At 64.7% G+C, this 16,080-nt stretch carries 15 protein-coding genes; 9 read left to right on the top strand and 6 right to left on the bottom strand.

Features of this window, described 5'->3' with window-relative positions:
- The first annotated feature begins 160 nt into the window (after positions 1 to 160).
- From R0232_RS05115 to R0232_RS05100, 4 genes are all read left to right on the top strand, one after another.
- A complete protein-coding gene (locus R0232_RS05115) occupies positions 161 to 3,271 on the top strand; it encodes a type I restriction endonuclease subunit R (protein ID WP_431511426.1) in 3,111 nt (1,036 codons plus the stop codon).
- 599 nt (positions 3,272 to 3,870) lie between these two features.
- Positions 3,871 to 4,440: a TRAP transporter small permease gene (locus R0232_RS05110; protein ID WP_057598344.1), complete on the top strand. Its 570-nt coding sequence runs from the start codon at positions 3,871 to 3,873 to the stop codon at positions 4,438 to 4,440.
- Positions 4,437 to 5,735, top strand: coding sequence for a TRAP transporter large permease (locus R0232_RS05105; protein ID WP_057590991.1), 1,299 nt, complete (start codon positions 4,437 to 4,439; stop codon positions 5,733 to 5,735). The genes R0232_RS05110 and R0232_RS05105 overlap by 4 nt, the downstream gene beginning before the upstream one ends.
- A gap of 49 nt (positions 5,736 to 5,784) precedes the next feature.
- Positions 5,785 to 6,822, top strand: coding sequence for a DctP family TRAP transporter solute-binding subunit (locus R0232_RS05100; RefSeq protein ID WP_208512118.1), 1,038 nt, complete (start codon positions 5,785 to 5,787; stop codon positions 6,820 to 6,822).
- A gap of 28 nt (positions 6,823 to 6,850) precedes the next feature.
- On the opposite strand, the gene R0232_RS05095 is transcribed toward R0232_RS05100, so the two are convergent.
- Positions 6,851 to 7,816, bottom strand: a complete 966-nt coding sequence (locus R0232_RS05095; RefSeq protein WP_431511425.1) for a GlxA family transcriptional regulator — start codon at positions 7,814 to 7,816, stop codon at positions 6,851 to 6,853.
- Between the two features lie 117 nt (positions 7,817 to 7,933).
- Here R0232_RS05095 and R0232_RS05090 point away from each other — a divergent pair, with 117 nt between their 5' ends.
- Complete coding sequence (locus tag R0232_RS05090; protein ID WP_431511424.1) at positions 7,934 to 8,788, top strand: dienelactone hydrolase family protein; 855 nt, start codon at positions 7,934 to 7,936, stop codon at positions 8,786 to 8,788.
- Positions 8,789 to 8,847: 59 nt separating this feature from the next.
- Complete coding sequence (locus R0232_RS05085; protein ID WP_431511423.1) at positions 8,848 to 9,825, top strand: nucleoside hydrolase; 978 nt, start codon at positions 8,848 to 8,850, stop codon at positions 9,823 to 9,825.
- 31 nt (positions 9,826 to 9,856) lie between these two features.
- On the opposite strand, the gene R0232_RS05080 is transcribed toward R0232_RS05085, so the two are convergent.
- Genes R0232_RS05080 through R0232_RS05070 form a run of 3 tightly spaced genes read right to left on the bottom strand, consistent with a single transcriptional unit; the run spans position 9,857 to position 11,337 of the window.
- On the bottom strand, positions 9,857 to 10,285 hold the full coding sequence (locus R0232_RS05080) for a hypothetical protein (RefSeq protein ID WP_431511422.1): 429 nt from the start codon (positions 10,283 to 10,285) through the stop codon (positions 9,857 to 9,859).
- 9 nt (positions 10,286 to 10,294) lie between these two features.
- On the bottom strand, positions 10,295 to 11,041 hold the full coding sequence (locus tag R0232_RS05075) for a hypothetical protein (protein ID WP_431511421.1): 747 nt from the start codon (positions 11,039 to 11,041) through the stop codon (positions 10,295 to 10,297).
- Entirely contained in the window at positions 11,014 to 11,337 is a 324-nt protein-coding gene (locus tag R0232_RS05070) for a winged helix-turn-helix transcriptional regulator (protein WP_093354062.1), read from the bottom strand. Before R0232_RS05070 ends, R0232_RS05075 begins: the two co-directional genes overlap by 28 nt.
- Before the next feature lie 141 nt (positions 11,338 to 11,478).
- Here R0232_RS05070 and gstA point away from each other — a divergent pair, with 141 nt between their 5' ends.
- Positions 11,479 to 12,111 carry a glutathione transferase GstA gene (gstA, locus tag R0232_RS05065; protein WP_431511420.1) on the top strand — a complete coding sequence of 211 codons (633 nt, stop codon included), beginning with the start codon at positions 11,479 to 11,481 and terminating at the stop codon, positions 12,109 to 12,111.
- Here gstA and R0232_RS05060 read toward each other — a convergent pair.
- Entirely contained in the window at positions 12,104 to 12,439 is a 336-nt protein-coding gene (locus R0232_RS05060; protein WP_431511419.1) for a peptidyl-tRNA hydrolase, read from the bottom strand. The two genes, gstA and R0232_RS05060, sit on opposite strands and share 8 nt — an antisense overlap.
- Before the next feature lie 45 nt (positions 12,440 to 12,484).
- Positions 12,485 to 12,847, bottom strand: a complete 363-nt coding sequence (locus R0232_RS05055) for a surface-adhesin E family protein (RefSeq protein WP_431511418.1) — start codon at positions 12,845 to 12,847, stop codon at positions 12,485 to 12,487.
- A 236-nt stretch (positions 12,848 to 13,083) separates the two neighbouring features.
- Between R0232_RS05055 and R0232_RS05050 the strand changes: the two genes are divergently transcribed.
- Together R0232_RS05050 and R0232_RS05045 are read left to right on the top strand one after the other, a co-directional pair.
- Complete coding sequence (locus R0232_RS05050; protein WP_431511417.1) at positions 13,084 to 14,148, top strand: alpha/beta hydrolase family protein; 1,065 nt, start codon at positions 13,084 to 13,086, stop codon at positions 14,146 to 14,148.
- A gap of 84 nt (positions 14,149 to 14,232) precedes the next feature.
- Positions 14,233 to 16,074: an HAD-IIIC family phosphatase gene (locus R0232_RS05045; protein WP_431511416.1), complete on the top strand. Its 1,842-nt coding sequence runs from the start codon at positions 14,233 to 14,235 to the stop codon at positions 16,072 to 16,074.
- Positions 16,075 to 16,080: the final 6 nt, after the last annotated feature.

Below are 16,080 nucleotides of genomic sequence, written 5' to 3'. Positions count from 1 at the left end.
TGCCGCCATCAAACAACGCATTAAGGCATCACAAAACCGACGCGTGTGAGTTCTTTCATTACCAAAGTTCTTCCCATTTCGGTGCAGTCGCAGTTGCCAACCGCGCAAGGGATTGAGCGCGAACTGACCAGTCTGATTCACGAAAGCGAGAACAAGCCCAATGAGTGACTACAAGACCATTGCCGAATCCAGAAACTTTATCGTTCTGGACGAGTACATCAAGGATTGGCAGGTTAATCAGGGCTACCAGAGCGAAGGCGATCTGGAGCGTGAGCTCATTCAGGATCTGATTCATCAAGGGTATGAGGCTCCGCTCGGCCTGAACACGCACGAGGCCTTGCTGGCCAACGTGCGCGTCCAGCTGCAAGCGCTCAACAACGTGCAGTTTTCAAACACTGAGTGGCAGCGCTTTGTGGAGACCTGGCTGGACAAGCCCAGCGATGGCATCATCGAGAAGACCCGCAAGATTCACGACGACTACGTTCACGACTTTGTGTTCGACGATGGGCACATCCGGAACATTTACCTGCTGGACAAAAAGAACATCGCACGCAACAAGGTTCAGGTCATCAAGCAGTTTGGGCAGGCCGGCACGCATGCCAACCGCTACGACGTGAGCATTTTGGTCAACGGCCTGCCGCTCGTGCAGGTGGAACTCAAAAAGCGTGGTGTGGCTATTCGCGAGGCCTTCAACCAGGTGCACCGCTACAGCAAGGAGAGCTTCAACAGCGCGCATTCCTTGTTCAAGTACCTGCAGCTGTTTGTGATCACCAACGGCACGGACTGCCGTTACTTTGCCAACACCACCCAGCGCAACAAAAACAGCTTCGACTTCACCATGAATTGGGCGAAGGCGGACAACAGCCTGATCAAGGACCTGAAGGACTTCACCTTGACGTTCTTCCAGAAAGACACGCTGCTGAAGGTGCTGCTGCGCTACTCGGTGTTCGACACCAGCAACACGCTGCTGGCGATGCGCCCATACCAGATTGCCGCCACCGAGCGCATTCTGTGGAAGATCAATAGCGCCTTTCGGGCCAAGAGCTGGAACAAGCAGGAAGGCGGTGGCTTCATATGGCACACCACCGGCTCCGGCAAGACGCTGACCAGCTTCAAGGCAGCGCGCCTGGCCACCGAGTTGCAGTTCATCGACAAGGTGCTCTTTGTGGTGGACCGCAAGGATCTGGACTACCAGACTATGAAGGAATACCAGCGCTTTTCACCGGACAGCGTGAATGGCTCGGACAGCACGGCGGGCTTGAAGCGCAACCTGGACAAGGATGACAACAAAATCATCGTAACTACCATCCAGAAGCTCAACAACCTGATGAAGAGCGAGGGCGACCTGCCCGTCTACGAAAAGCAGGTAGTCTTCATTTTTGATGAGTGCCATCGTAGCCAGTTTGGTCAGGCACAGAAGAACCTCAAGAAGAAATTCAAAAAGTTCTACCAGTTTGGCTTTACCGGCACGCCGATTTTTCCGCAGAATGCATCGGGTGCCGACACCACCGCCAGCGTATTCGGCCGTGAGCTGCATTCGTATGTCATCACCGATGCCATTCGCGATGAGAAGGTGCTCAAGTTCAAGGTGGACTACAACGATGTTCGCCCCCAGTTCAAGGCCATCGAAACCGAGCAGGACGAGAAAAAACTCAGTGCTGCAGAGAACAAGCAGGCACTGTTGCACCCCGACCGCATCCGTGAGATCACCCAGTACATCCTGAGCAACTTCCGGCACAAGACCCATCGCTTGCAAGCGGGCGGATATCAGGCGAGCAAAGGCTTCAATGCCATGTTTGCCGTGAGTAGCGTGGATGCTGCCAAGCTGTATTACGAGGCATTCAAGGCGCTGCAGAAGGACAGCGATAAACCCCTGAAAGTGGCCACCATTTTTTCGTTTGCAGCCAACGAAGAGCAGGATGCGGTGGGCGACATTCAGGATGAAAGCTTTGACGTGTCTGCCATGAACAGCAGCGCCAAGGAGTTCTTGAACGGCGCTATCGCGGACTACAACGCACTGTTCAAAACCAACTTCAGCGTCGACAGTAACGGCTTTCAGAACTACTACCGCGATTTGGCCAAACAGGTCAAAGCCAAGGAGATCGACCTGTTGATTGTGGTGGGCATGTTTTTGACCGGCTTTGATGCCCCCACGTTGAACACCTTGTTCGTGGATAAGAACTTGCGCTACCACGGCTTGCTGCAGGCTTACTCGCGCACCAATCGGATCTTTGACGCCACCAAGACCTTCGGCAACATCGTCAGCTTCCGCGACTTGGAGCAGGCGACGATCGATGCCATCACCTTGTTTGGCGACAAGAACACTAAGAATGTGGTGCTGGAAAAGAGCTACAAGGAATACATGGTCGGGTTCACCGACGCCGTGACCGGAGAGGCGCGTCGCGGTTTTGTGGATGTGGTGACGGAGTTGGAGCAGCGTTTTCCTGACCCTGCAGCCATTGAGAAGGAGGCCGACAAGAAGGCCTTTGCAAAGCTGTTTGGTGAATATCTGCGCGTGGAGAACGTCCTGCAGAACTACGACGAATTCGCCAGCCTAAAGGCCATTCAGAGCCTAGACATGAGTGACCTGGCGGCAGTTGACGCATTTAAGGCCCAGCGCTATCTCGATGATGATGCATTGGCTGCGCTACAAGAAATCAAAATCCCCGCTGAGCGAAAGATTCAGGACTACCGCTCGACCTACAACGACGTTCGTGACTGGTTGCGACGAGAGAAATCTTCAGGCGAGAAGGAGAAGTCCACCATCGACTGGGACGACGTGGTCTTCGAGGTCGACCTGCTTAAGTCACAAGAAATCAACCTCGACTACATCCTAGAGCTGATTTTTGAGAACAACAGGAAAGTGAAAGACAAGGTCGCACTGGTAGAAGATGTGCGTCGGATGATACGCGCGAGCTTGGGAAACCGTGCAAAGGAGAGCTTGCTGGTCGACTTCATCAACCAGACCGACCTAGATCAGATGGGTGATAAAGCCCATCTGATAGACGCCTTTTTTATCTTTGCTCAAGCAGAACTACAGCGAGAGGCGCAAGAGCTGATCACCACCGAGAACCTGAATGCGGAAGCGGCCAAGCGCTATATCACCACCTCGCTGAAACGGGAGTTTGCAAGTGACAACGGCACAGAGCTCAATGCCACCCTTCCCAAGATGAGTCCGCTAAATCCTCAATACTTGGCCACGAAGCAGAGCGTGTTTCAAAAATTCGCCGCCTTCGTAGAGAAATTCAAAGGCGTGGGTGGGCGCGTTTGATCAAGCCGCGCCTTGAAAAAAGACAGATGCGGCAAGACGATACTGTCAGAGCATATTTATGCTACGCGCAGTATTCCCGTGGAAGCCGTGGCGTTGAGCAATTGCTGACTCCGCACAGGTAAACCGCTCCTAGTCAAGTCTTCCAGCTCGATGTCTCGGCATGCTGCTGACTCAGGCCGGTCGCGCGTATACCTCAAGGTCAGCTTCCTATTGGAGGACGTTGTACTTACCTTGCGGTCAATGCTCCATCGAATGGCTAAGCCTGAGATAGTGCACTTCGCGCACTCACTACTGCGTCATGCTCAAACCGCCAACCTAGCACCGCACTCACCGTGCGCAGGGCACCGGGTACTCCCCGAAGCGAAATAAAAGAGAAAAGAGTAGCCCGAAGGGCGGGACATTCTCCGAGGGAAGCACCTAGTGCCCTGCGCACACGCCTCGAAGGCCTCCCCGGGAGCCACCTGGCTAAGGAAACCCCCGATATATCAGTGGACATTGACGGCCCAGAATCGACGGCTGCTTCCCTGTCGAGGTGTACGGATCGCGTCCCGGCGACCGCCCGGTGACATGGCGCCTGCCCCAGCTGCCCGTTTTCTCCGATGACCACTCCTCCTGAGTCCGGCCCCACGCTGGACGCCGCCAGCCCCCTCCCCCCCGACATCGAAGCCGCCGACGAGCCCACCAAGGTGCCCCTGGGCATCGAGGACTGGCTCACCGTGCTCATCATGGGCGCGCTCGCGCTCATCACCTTCGCCAACGTCCTGGTGCGCTACTTCACCGACTCCTCCTTCGCCTGGACCGAGGAGTTCTCCGTGTTCCTGATGATCATGCTGGCGCTGGTCGCCGGCTCGGCCGCGGTCGCGCGCGACCGCCACATCCGCATCGAGTACTTCGCCGAGAGCGGCTCGATGGCCCGGCGCCGCCGGCTGGCGCAGTTCGGCGCGCTGATGATCGCCGCGCTGTTCGGCCTGATCGCAGCGCTCAGCGTGCGCATGGTCTGGGACGACTACCGCTTCGAGGAGACCTCGCCCGGCATCGGCGTGCCGGCCTGGTGGTATTCGATCTGGCTGCCGATCGTGTCGCTGGCCATCGCGCTGCGCGCCATCGGGCTGTTCGTGCGGCGCGGCCGCAAGCACAAGAACAACGACCAGCAGGACGCCGCCGAATGATCGCCACGCTCCTGTTCGTCGCCTTCCTGCTGATGATGCTGGTGGGCGTGCCCATCGGCGCGGCGCTCGGCCTGGCCGGCGCGGCCTGCATCGCGCTCGCCAACACCGACGCCCAATGGTTCGGCCTGCTCGCCGTGCCGCAGAACTTCTACGCCGGCCTCGGCAAGTACCCGCTGCTCGCCATTCCGATGTTCGTGCTGGTCGGCTCGATCTTCGACCGCTCGGGCGTCGCGCTGCGCCTCGTGAACTTCGCCATCGCCATCGTGGGCCGCGGCTCGGGCATGCTGCCGCTGGTGGCGATCGCGGTCGCGATGTTCCTCGGCGGCATCTCGGGCTCGGGCCCGGCCAATGCCGCTGCGGTGGGCGCGGTGATGATCGCCGCCATGTCGCGCGCCGGTTATCCGGCCGCCTACTCGGCCAGCGTGGTCGGCGCCGCCGCGGCCACCGACATCCTGATCCCGCCCTCGGTGGCCTTCATCGTCTATTCGGTGCTGGTGCCCGGCGCCTCGGTGCCGGCGCTGTTCGCCGCCGGCATGGTGCCCGGCGTGCTGGCCGGCCTGGCGCTGATGATTCCGGCCGTGTGGCTGGCGCGCAAGCACAAGATGGGCGCGCTCGAATCCACCCTGCCGCGCCCGCCGTTCTGGAAGAGCTTCCGCGAAGCCACCTGGGGCCTGGCGGCACCGGTGCTGATCCTCGGCGGCATGCGCGCGGGCTGGTTCACGCCCACCGAGGCGGCCGTGGTCGCCGTGTTCTACGGCCTCTTCGTCGGCATGTGCATCCACCGCACCATCAAGGTCCGCGACCTGTTCGTCATCCTGCGCGAATCGGGCGAGCTCTCGGCGGTGATCCTGCTGGTGGTCTCGCTCGCGGGCATCTTCGCCTACTCGCTGTCGACGCTCGGCGTGATCGATCCGGTGACGCGCGCCATCGTCAACTCGGGCCTGGGCGAATACGGCGTGCTCGCGCTGCTGATCCTGCTGCTCATCACGGTCGGCATGTTTCTCGACGGCGTCTCGATCTTCCTGATCTTCGTGCCGCTGCTGCTGCCGATCGTTCAGTACTACAAGTGGGACCCGGTCTGGTTCGGCGTGATCCTCACGCTCAAGGTCGCGCTCGGCCAGTTCACGCCGCCGCTGGCCGTCAACCTGATGGTGTCGTGCCGCATCGCCAAGGTGCGCATGGAGGAGACCGTGCGCTGGGTCGGCTGGATGCTGTTCTCGATGTTCGTGGTGATGGTGCTGGTGATCGCCTTCCCCGAACTCGCGCTGTGGCTGCCGCGCAAGCTCGGCTACTGACGAACGTGCTCGCGGCCGCCCGACTTTTTTCAACGAGGAGATAGATCAGATGAAATTCCGCCGCACCCTGCTCGGCCTCGCCGCCGTCGCGACCGCCCTGGGCATGTTCTCGTCGGGCGCCATGGCGCAGGCCACCTACAAGGCCGAGTACAAGATGTCGCTGGTGCTGGGCCCGCCCACGCCGTGGGGCCAGGCCGGGAAGATCTGGGCCGACCTCGTGAAGGAGCGCACCCAGGGCCGCATCAACATCAAGCTGTACCCGGGCGTGTCGCTGATCCAGGGCGACCAGACGCGCGAGTTCAGCGCGCTGCGCCAGGGCGTGATCGACATGGCCGTGGGCTCGACCATCAACTGGTCGCCGCAGGTCAAGCAGCTCAACCTGTTCTCGATGCCCTTCCTGATGCCCGACTACGCGGCCATCGACGCCCTCACGCAGGGCGAGGTCGGCCAGGAGATCTTCAAGACCCTCGACAAGGCCGGCGTGGTGCCGCTGGCCTGGGGCGAGAACGGCTTCCGCGAGATCACCAACTCGAAGCGCCCGATCAAGACGCCGGCCGACGTCAAGGGCATGAAGATCCGCGTCGTCGGTTCGCCGATCTATTCCGACATGCTGACCGCGCTGGGCGCCAACCCCACGCAGATGAGCTGGGCCGATGCGCAGCCCGCGCTCGCCAGCGGTGCCGTCGACGGCCAGGAGAACCCGCTGTTCCTGTTCACCGTGCTCAAGATGCACACCGTGGGCCAGAAGTTCGTGACCACCTGGGGCTATGTCGCCGACCCGCTGGTGTTCGTGGTCAACAAGGAGATCTGGGCCTCGTGGACGCCGGCCGACCAGGCCATCGTGCGCCAGGCCGCGATCGACGCCGGCAAGGAAGAAATCGTCATCGCACGCAAAGGCCTGGTGGAAGCCGACAAGCCCGTGCTCAAGGACATCGCGGCCATGGGCGTGACCGTCACCAGCCTCACGCCCGCGGAACGCGACGCCTTCGTGAAGGCCACGCGCCCGGTGTACGAGAAGTGGAAGCCGACGGTCGGCGCCGACCTCGTGGCGCGCGCCGAGAAGGCGATCGCGGCGCGCAAGAAGTAAGAGCAAGCGCCGCGCGGGCCGGCGCGCCTCAGTTGCGATAGCGGCTGGGGTTCGCGCCCGCCACCTTCTTCATCAGGCGCCGCAGCGCGGTGGCGTCCTGATACCCGACGGCGCCGGCCACCTGGTCGACCGTCATGCGGCTGGACTCGAGCAGCGCCCGCGCGCGCCGCAGCCGCACGCCCTGCAGCAGCGCCTGCGTGCTCTTGCCGGTGGCCTTCATCACGTGGCGCGCGAGCGTGCGCTCCGACATGCAGAACTCGCGCGCCAGCTCGCTCACCGAGGGCGGCGCGGGCAGCGCCGCTTCCACGCGCGCCGCGAGCCGCGCCACCAGGTCGTTGCCGTTGGCCAGCAGCTCGGGAACGATGAACGGCGCCTGCGCCTGGCGCCCGTCGATCAGCAGCAGCCGCGACACCAGATCGGTGAGCACGCTGCCGCAGCGTTCGCGCAGCAGGTGCAGCATCAGGTCGGTCTGCGCGAAGGCCGCGCCGGCCGTGACCACCGGACCGTCGGCGCAGACCATGCGGTCGACGTCGACCGTGCAATCGGGCGCCATGCGCTTGAGCAGCGCGGCATACCACCACGAGGTGGTCGCGCGGCGGCCCTGCAGCAGGCCCGCCGCATTGAGCAGGAACACCGCCGAACACGAGGCCGCGACCTGGCCGCCGGCGCGCGCATGGCGCGCGAGCCCGTCGATGGCGCGCGCGGCGTCCTCGCTCTCGAGGCAGTGGCGGATCTGCTCGGGCGTGTCGAGTCCGAGCCCCGGCACCACCCAGGTCGAGCGGTCGTCGCGCGTGCGAGCCGGCAGGCGCACGGTGTCGATGTGCATGCCCGAGCGCAGCGCAACCATGCCGCCGGCCGGCGAGCACAGCCGCCAGCGCGGCGGCGCCACGCCGGCGCGCGCGGCCACCGAGCGCGCGGCGCCGAGGATGTCGGCCGTAGCCGCAACGCTGGAGGCGAAGGCGCCGGGCAGCACCAGGATCGTGAAGTCGTGCATAGGGGAGCTTTGTCCGATTTGGCCCTGAAACAGTCAAACAGGACACTGCCATTCTGAACGGCCGGTGGGCCCAATACAAGCTTCATCCACCCCACCGCCCACCCTGCTGCCCACGCCATGACCCAAGCACCCACCGCCCGCCCGCTCGACCGCGACGACCCGCTCGACGACTTCTCCTCACGCCAGATCGAACTCGATGGCGTCGCCAAGAAGGTCTACCTGATGGGCCACGGCCCCGCCGTGATCGTGATGACCGAGATGCCCGGCATCAGCCCGCAGGTGGCGCGCTTCGCGCGCTGGGTGCGCGATGCGGGCTTCACCGTCTACATGCCCTCGCTGTTCGGCCGCGACGGGGCCGTGCCGCAGGCCGAGGAAGGCGCGGCGGTGTTCAAGCGCGCCTGCGTGAGCGCCGAGTTCCGCGCCTGCGTGAGCGCCGAGTTCCGCGCCTTCGCGTCGAACGCCTCGAGCCCCGTCACGCAGTGGCTGCGCGCGCTCGCGCGGCTCGCGCACGCCGAATGCGGCGGCCCCGGCGTGGGCGCGATCGGCATGTGCTTCACCGGCAACTTCGCGCTGTCGATGATGCTCGAGCGCGCCGTGCTCGCGCCCGTGGTGTGCCAGCCCTCGCTGCCGCTCGACGACGCGGCCGGCACCAACGTGGCGGCCGACGAGCTGGCCGCCGTGCGCGAGCGGCTGGAACGCGAGGACCTGACGGTGATGGCCTATCGCTTCGACGGCGACAGGTTCTGCAAGGCCGAGCGCTTCGCCGCTTTCTCGCAGGCGCTCGGCGACCGCTTCGTGGCGCGCGTGCTGCCCGACAGCGCGGCCAATCCCGACACGCCGCCCTTCTTCGCCCAGGTGGTCGCGAGCCCGCACAGCGTGGTCACCGCGCACCTGATCGACGAGGCCGGGCAGCCGACCATCGCGGCGCGCGACGAGATCCTGGCCTTCTTCGCCAGGCGGCTCGTGGGCTGAAGCTCTGGCAGACTGGCTGCCCGAAGGCGCGCGCTCCGTCGCGCCTGCATGGAGCCCGCATGCCGACGAACACGCCCCCGCTTTCCGACGACACCACCGTCCACACGCTGATCATCGACACCGACCCCGGTGCCGACGACGTGATCGCGCTGCTGCTCGCCATGGCCTCGCCCGAGCGCCTGAAGATCCAGGCGCTGACGACGGTGGCCGGCAACGTGCCGCTCGCCAAGACCTCGCGCAACGCGCGGCTGGCGCGCGAGTGGGGGCAGCGTCCCGACATTCCGGTCCACGGCGGCGCGCAGCGTCCCTTGCTGCGCACGCCGATCTACGCGGCCGACATCCACGGCAGCGAGGGCATCACCGGCGTGCAGGTGCACGAGCCCGCGCAGCCGCTGGCCGAAGGGCATGCGGTCGACTACCTCATCGACACCCTGCGCGCCGCGCCCGCGCAGAGCGTGACGCTCGCGATGCTCGGCCCGCAGACCAACCTCGCGCTGGCGCTCGCACAGGCGCCCGACATCGTGCGCGGCCTGCGCGAGCTGGTGCTCATGGCCGGCGCGCATTTCAACGGCGGCAACATCACGCCGACGGCCGAGTTCAACGTCTTCGCCGATCCGCATGCGGCCGAGATCGTGCTCGGAAGCGGCGTGCCGATCACCATGCTGCCGCTGGACCTCACGCACAAGGTGCTGGCCACGCCCGAGCGCATCGCGCGGCTGCGCGGCCTCGGCAACCAGGCCGGCCGGATCGTGGCCGACATCCTCGATGCCTATGTGCGGCACGACATGCAGTACTACGGCCTGCCTGGCGGGCCGGTGCACGACGCGACCGTGATCGGCTACCTGCTGCAGCCCTCGCGGTTCGGCGGCCGATGGGTCAACGTGGCGATCGACAGCCGCGAAGGGCTGGGGTTCGGGCAGACGGTGGTGGACTGGTATGGGGGGCTGAAGAAGCCGGCGAACGTGCGCTGGATCGCGGAGGGGGAAGCGCAGGGGTTCTTCGATTTGCTGACGCAGGGGATCGGGCGCTTGCCTTGAGTTGCACTGCTTGAATGACGGCGCTGTTTCGTCATTTCTCTCGAGAGCGTCCAATGGACTCGAGCACCTCGACGGCTTTCCGCAGCTCCGTCCATTCCAGAGGCAACTCGTGAACCCACTCGAGGCTGCAGCCATTGAACCCCGATCGAATGATCAACCGGTACGTCGTGGGATGGATGTAGGCCAAGTCTCCCAGGGCTGCGACACCGACTCTTGCCGTTCGGATCGAGTTCAGCAGATCCGCCGCCAAGCCCTGCTGCAATTGAAATGGAAGCCCCTGTCGGCTCTCCTGGATCGGCAGGTCCTGCATCCAATCCATGCCCACGAACTCCGTTTTCCAACAGCGGGTGATGCAGGTGTCCGGGGCGATCTCATCGATCTCGACCCAGACGGCAACACCCACCTGATTCGGCCGCTCGAACGGAGGAGACGCGACGAACTGGACGGTCCAGGTATTCATTGCCGATCGCTATTGCTGGGTAACGTTCGGACCACCGCCCGCCGCAACGCAGGAAAGAAACATCCTGCGGCTCAATCCATTGAACTGATCGACGCCCGAGCTTGCGTAGACGTCGTCAATGATCGAGCCCAGAATCCTGCCGGTGGATGGGGAATTCGCCGCGAGCAATGTCGCCCTGGCTTGATCGATCGTCTTCCCTTGCTCCTTGAGCCCGTAGACATAGCGCGGCACCTTCAGCACTCCAAAGCAGGACTGAGAAATCGCGTGGTGTCTGGCTTCAACGGGAAGGTGGAGTACCTTGGCGCATCGCATGAAGCGTTCGCCGGCCAGTGCCTCCGGCGTGATCGACTCGCGAGAGAACTGGTCCAAGTCCAGCAGGTCTTCCTCTATCGCCTGGCTGCCAAGAGAAGCCTTCGTGACGTCCCGCGCCTTCTGAGGCGTGATCTGGTTCTCTCGCAGAAGACTGGTCAGTTCCCACAAGCGCTTCGAGTAGTGAAAGCAATACTCCAACTCCGGCCCGCCCCCGGAACCAACCGGAACAGGGTAGTCCGCCAGGCTGCCAAATCCCGGTGGCTTCGCTTGCGGGGCATTCGGCGGGCTCGAGCAACCCGCGGCAAGGGCGATCAGCAAAGAGAGAACGATGCGATTCGTGATCATTGTTGGGTGCTTTTTGGTTGAGCCACGAAGGTGCATGGAGAGAATGAAGGCAACCCGGTCGAGCGAACGCCTCAGCCCGCGGCCCTGGCCTTCAGCCACAACCCGAACTCCATCATCACGCTGACGACAGGCTTCAGGCGCTCGCCGTCCGGCGTGAGCTGGTACACGACCTTGACCGGAACCGTGGCATGGACGGTTCGCTGCACGAGCCCGGCCTCCTCCAGCGCGCGCAGGTCCAGGGTCAGCGAGCGCTGGGAAATGCCGGGCACGTCGCGGCGCAATTCGTTGAAGCGCTTGGGTCCGTCGACCAGATAGGACACCAGAAGCAGTCGCCAGCGGCCGCCCAAGAGGCGCATGGCTTCCTCGACGGAGCAACCCGAGACGTTCGATTTCATAGCACGCGAGTGAGAAGAGGGCCGCAGGTATATTTTTTTAACCTAGAGGCAGTTTATGTGCCTTCTTCCAAATCCATGACCGGTTCCTAACATGGCCCGAGGCGCTCTCCAGCGCCATGCCCCTCGACCATCGAAGAACCCATGAAGCTCTACTACATCCCCGGCGCCTGCTCGCTCTCGCCCCACATCGTGCTGAACGAACTGGGCCTCGACTTCGACCTCGTCAAGGTCGACCACAAGACGCACAGGACGCAGGACGGCCGCGACTTCCGCGAACTCAGCCCCTTCGGCTATGTCCCGCTGCTCGAGCTCGACGACGGCACGTTGCTGCGCGAAGGCCCTGCCATCATTCAGTACCTGGCCGACCTGAAGCCGACGTCGCGCCTGGCGCCGGAGAACGGCAGCCTCGAGCGCTATCGCCTGCAGGAGTGGCTGAGCTTCCTGACCTCGGAAATCCACAAGGGCTTCATTCCCCTGCTCTATGCCGTGCTCGCCGGAAAGTACGGCGTCGAGACCGCGAAGCCCAAGCTCGAGCAGCGCTATGCCTGGATCGACGAGCAGCTTGCCGGCCGCGACTACCTGATGGGCGATGGCTTCACGGCCGCCGACGCCTACCTCTGTGCGCTGACCCAATGGGGCCAGGCCGCGTGGCTCGCGTCCGTCTACAGAGCCGACATCCATTTCGATGGCTTGGACAACCTGCGAGCCTGGTATCAACGCGTGCGGGCACGGCCCGCGGTTCGCAAGGCGCTCGATACCGAAGGGCTCAAGTAGACGACTCCAGCGCGGCGGGCGATGCCTCTTTGTAGAGCCGAAGAAACTTGAACATCTTCGGCCACTCTTCCCGAGGCTTGAAGACGATCGCCACCTCCCGGTTCTCCAAGGCGGATTCGGTCAAGACCAGATGGTCCGCGACCTGTTTCGCATTCTCGAACTCCTTGGCATTTGCCTTGCAGACCGCCTTGAAGAAAGGACCGGCCAGCCATTGCCGCGTTTCGGGCTCGTCCTGAAACTTGAGATAGCCGGCCAGCGAGGCATGGGCGACCGCGACCATCGCAAAGCCCAACGGAATGTCGTCTCGAACCAGGATGTACATCTTCATGCGATTGCGCACGCCACGGGCGTGTCCTTCCTCGGTTGGCACCGATCAACGCGCTCCGGCACACACGTTCTTGAACACGATCCCGCTCACCGTCGTCGGCCCGCCCACCGCCTTCCACTCGCTGCGCCGGCTCAGGTCGATGTCGTGCGCTTCCAGCGGCCCGTTGTGGCTCACGACGCGGCGCATCTTCTCGCGCGCGCCCTTGCAGTCGTAGTCGTAGAGGTAGCGCGAAGCGCGGTACGGGGTCTTGCCGACATCGGTCTGCAGTTCGTCGTAGCGGTAGAGCGTCCAGGCCTCGACGGCATCGCCGTGCGGACGGATCGAATCGCGCTGCAGCAGCACCTTCTTGCGCGCGGTGGACGCGATCTCGGTCCAGTCCTCGTCGGCTTGCGCCGGCATCAGCGTCATCAGTGCCGCCGCCGTGCAGACCGCCGCCGCGCAATACCTGGATGGATGGAAGCCCATTTTTTCACCCCCGTGCCAATACGACAGCGGGAGATGGTCGCACGAAACCCGCGGCGCGAAGACCGCGACCGCTCCCGCCGCTTGGCGCCGCCTTTCGCGCACTTCATCGCATTCGCCTGGCCGCCGCGCCTTCCCGCGGCAACCATGCGCACTCCACCGACCCCGCCATGGAGACCCCGATGCGCGCCACTGCCCTCCTCTCTCGCCACGCCCTGCTGCTCGCCACGGGCCTGCTGCTGTCCTGCCAGTTGCTGGCCGCCGAGGCCGGCTGGCGACAGCTCCGCATTCCGGGCGCCACGCCCGATGCCGCGCCGACCGTGGTCGCGCTCTACTACCCGACGCAGGCCGCGCCCCGCACGACGGCCATGGGGCCGTTCACCGTGCGCGCCGCGATCCAGGCGCCGCCCGACGAGAAGTTCAAGGGATTGATCCTGCTGAGCCACGGCCTCGCCGGCACCGAGCTGGGACACAACAGCACGGCCGAGGCGCTCGCGCGCGCGGGCTACCTGGTGGCGGCGCTGCGCCATCCGGGCGACAACTGGCAGGACGGCTCGCTGCTGAAACAGGGCGGAGCCGCCTACTTCGGCGAACGGCCGCGGCAGGCTTCGCACGTGATCGACGCGCTGCTGCAGGACCCGCAATGGAAGGACCGTATCGCGCGGGACGAGCACGGCCCGCGCATCGGCGCCGTGGGCCACTCGGCCGGCGGCTACACGGTGCTCGCGCTCGCGGGCGCGCAGGCCGACCTGTCGCGCATCGCCGCGCATTGCGCGAGCGAGCGCGCTGCCGATCCGATCTTCTGCGGCGTGGGCCGCGATGGCGGGACGTCCGCGGCGCCCGCCGTCTCCTCCGCCCCGGCCGCATCGCTGCTGCCTTCGCTGCGCGACCCGCGCGTGCACGCCGTCGTGGCCATGGCCCCGGCCGGCGTGCCCTTCACGGCGGCTTCGCTGGCCCAGGTGCGGGTGCCCACGCGCATCTACGAAGCCGAGCAGGACCGCTTCCTGGTGCCGCGCTTCCATGCCGAATGGATCGCGCGCAACATGCCGGCCGCCGAGCTGCAGCGCATCCCGAATGCCTGGCACTTCGCGTTCATGGACACACCGTCCATGCCCATCCAGACGCCCGACGGCGACATCGCCGCCGATCCGCCGGGCTTCGACCGGCAGGCGCTGCTGGCACGCCTGGGGCGGGAGATTCCGGCCTTCTTCGACGCGGTGTTGTCCGAGGCGCCGGCGCCGAAGTGAAGTGCCGGAGGGCGGCCGCGGATCGCCTTCGCCCTGTCGCTTACCATCTCGCCGTCACTTCTCAAACTTCAATCCATCAAAGAGATGAGCGGCTTTCAGAGGATTCTTCGTCGCCTGAACCTGCGGTCGCGCGACCACCGCGCGACCGGGCCGGTGGCTTCACCGGAAGCGCCGGAGCGCGCGGCGCCCGAGGAGGCCCCGCCAACCCAGGCGGGGTCGGGCATCGCATTGCAGCCCGAGGCCTTGCGCACGGGCACGCCCCGCGCGATGAACATGGCGCTGCTCGGCACCTGCATCGCGGAAGCGATCGCGACGCAGGCCGATTCCATGGGCCACAAGGCCGACCATTTCCTGATGCAGTCCAGGCCGGGGGACGAGCCGCCGGCCGTCGCGTGGCAAAGCTACGACTGCGTGGTGGTGCATCTGACGCTGCGGCAGGTGCTGTGGGAAGCGGCCAGCGCGCGCCCCGATCTGATCCACACCTGCGCGCTGACGGACGAGGAATACGGCAACGCCCTCGCAGCCGCCTGTGCGCACCTGCGCAACGTGGTCGAGAAGATCGAGGCGGCGGTCGGCGGGGTCGTGCCGACCTTTTATTTCGCCTTCGTCGAGCCACCGTCCACCTACCAGGGCATCCTGCTGAACGGCCGCAGGAAGTCGCTGCATCACATGGTCCGCACGCTCAACGACGAGCTGGCGGCCCTGCTCGAGACGCGCGGCAGCAGTCGCTACATCGAAGTGAACGACCTGCTGGGCTACCACGGCCTGGCGGCGGTCTCCGACATCTACAGCAATCACTTCAGCCACGCCTTCTTCCACGGCGAGGCGATCCGTTCGGTGATGACGCGCGTGAGCGATGCGCTCACCGTCCTGCGCAACGAATCGCCGATCAAGCTCATCGTCACGGATCTCGACAACACGCTCTGGAAAGGCGTGCTCGCCGAGTTCGACGACATCGTTCCGCACGAGCACACCGAAGGCTGGCCGCTGGGCTATGTCGAGGCGCTGTTGGAGTTCAAGCGCCGCGGCGGCCTGCTGGCGATCTCGAGCAAGAACGACCATGCCGAAACGGTCGAGCGCATCCGCCGCGTCTACTCCAATCGCCTGAGCGTGGACGACTTCTGCTCGCTCAAGATCAACTGGGAACCGAAGTCGAAGAACATCCGCGAGATCCTGGCGGAGACCAACCTGCTGCCCGGCAATGTTCTCTTCGTCGACGACAACCCGCGCGAGATCGAGGAGGTCACGCGGGCGATTCCCGAACTCCGGACGCTCTCGGGCGACCAGGCCGAATGGCGCAACGCCATCCTGTTCTCGCCCCACACGCAGGTGGCCCGGATCTCCTCCGAATCGGCGGCACGCACCGAGCTGATCCAGGCCAAGCAGAAGCGCGACGGCCTGGCCACGGCCATGAGCCGCGACGACTATCTCGCGTCGCTCGAGATCCGCACCCGCTTCGACGTCATCGCATCGGCATCGCATCCGAAGTTCGCGCGCGCGCTGGAGCTGGTCAACAAGACCAACCAGTTCAACACCACCGGCAAGCGCTGGACCCATGCCGAGATGGAGGCCCTGTTCGCGAGCGAGGGGCGCGTCGTCACGGTGAACGCCGCCGACCGCTTCGGCGACAACGGCCTGATCGCCGTCGCGCTGCTGCGCGGCGCGACCATCGAGCAGGCCGTGATGTCGTGCCGCGTGTTCGGCATGGGCATCGAGACCTCCTTGCTGTGCACGCTGTTCGAGCACGTGCCGTCCGGCGCCGCCGGCCTCGCCGCGCTGTACGCCGAGACCGGCAAGAACAAGGCCTGCGCCAGCTTCTATCCCGACCACGGCTTTGCCGCGGACGGCCACGGCGCCTGGGTGGCGTCGAGCCCACCGGCATGGCCGGCGTGGATCACCGACGCCTCGCAAGCCGCCGTCGCCTAGCGGGCG

It is taken from the genome of Variovorax sp. DAIF25 (assembly GCF_050711835.1).
Lineage (GTDB): Bacteria > Pseudomonadota > Gammaproteobacteria > Burkholderiales > Burkholderiaceae_C > Variovorax.
This window is presented reverse-complemented; position numbering and strand designations above follow the sequence as displayed.

Excerpts from the sequence above, each read along its gene's own strand:
- R0232_RS05115 (WP_431511426.1), top strand. The coding sequence starts at position 161 with ATGAGTGACTACAAGACCATTGCCGAATCCAGAAACTTTATCGTTCTG.
- R0232_RS05110 (WP_057598344.1), top strand. The coding sequence starts at position 3,871 with ATGACCACTCCTCCTGAGTCCGGCCCCACGCTGGACGCCGCCAGCCCC.
- R0232_RS05105 (WP_057590991.1), top strand. The coding sequence starts at position 4,437 with ATGATCGCCACGCTCCTGTTCGTCGCCTTCCTGCTGATGATGCTGGTG.
- R0232_RS05100 (WP_208512118.1), top strand. The coding sequence starts at position 5,785 with ATGAAATTCCGCCGCACCCTGCTCGGCCTCGCCGCCGTCGCGACCGCC.
- R0232_RS05095 (WP_431511425.1), bottom strand. The coding sequence starts at position 7,816 with ATGCACGACTTCACGATCCTGGTGCTGCCCGGCGCCTTCGCCTCCAGC.
- R0232_RS05090 (WP_431511424.1), top strand. The coding sequence starts at position 7,934 with ATGACCCAAGCACCCACCGCCCGCCCGCTCGACCGCGACGACCCGCTC.
- R0232_RS05085 (WP_431511423.1), top strand. The coding sequence starts at position 8,848 with ATGCCGACGAACACGCCCCCGCTTTCCGACGACACCACCGTCCACACG.
- R0232_RS05080 (WP_431511422.1), bottom strand. The coding sequence starts at position 10,285 with ATGAATACCTGGACCGTCCAGTTCGTCGCGTCTCCTCCGTTCGAGCGG.
- R0232_RS05070 (WP_093354062.1), bottom strand. The coding sequence starts at position 11,337 with ATGAAATCGAACGTCTCGGGTTGCTCCGTCGAGGAAGCCATGCGCCTC.
- gstA (WP_431511420.1), top strand. The coding sequence starts at position 11,479 with ATGAAGCTCTACTACATCCCCGGCGCCTGCTCGCTCTCGCCCCACATC.
- R0232_RS05060 (WP_431511419.1), bottom strand. The coding sequence starts at position 12,439 with ATGAAGATGTACATCCTGGTTCGAGACGACATTCCGTTGGGCTTTGCG.
- R0232_RS05055 (WP_431511418.1), bottom strand. The coding sequence starts at position 12,847 with ATGACGCTGATGCCGGCGCAAGCCGACGAGGACTGGACCGAGATCGCG.
- R0232_RS05050 (WP_431511417.1), top strand. The coding sequence starts at position 13,084 with ATGCGCGCCACTGCCCTCCTCTCTCGCCACGCCCTGCTGCTCGCCACG.
- R0232_RS05045 (WP_431511416.1), top strand. The coding sequence starts at position 14,233 with ATGAGCGGCTTTCAGAGGATTCTTCGTCGCCTGAACCTGCGGTCGCGC.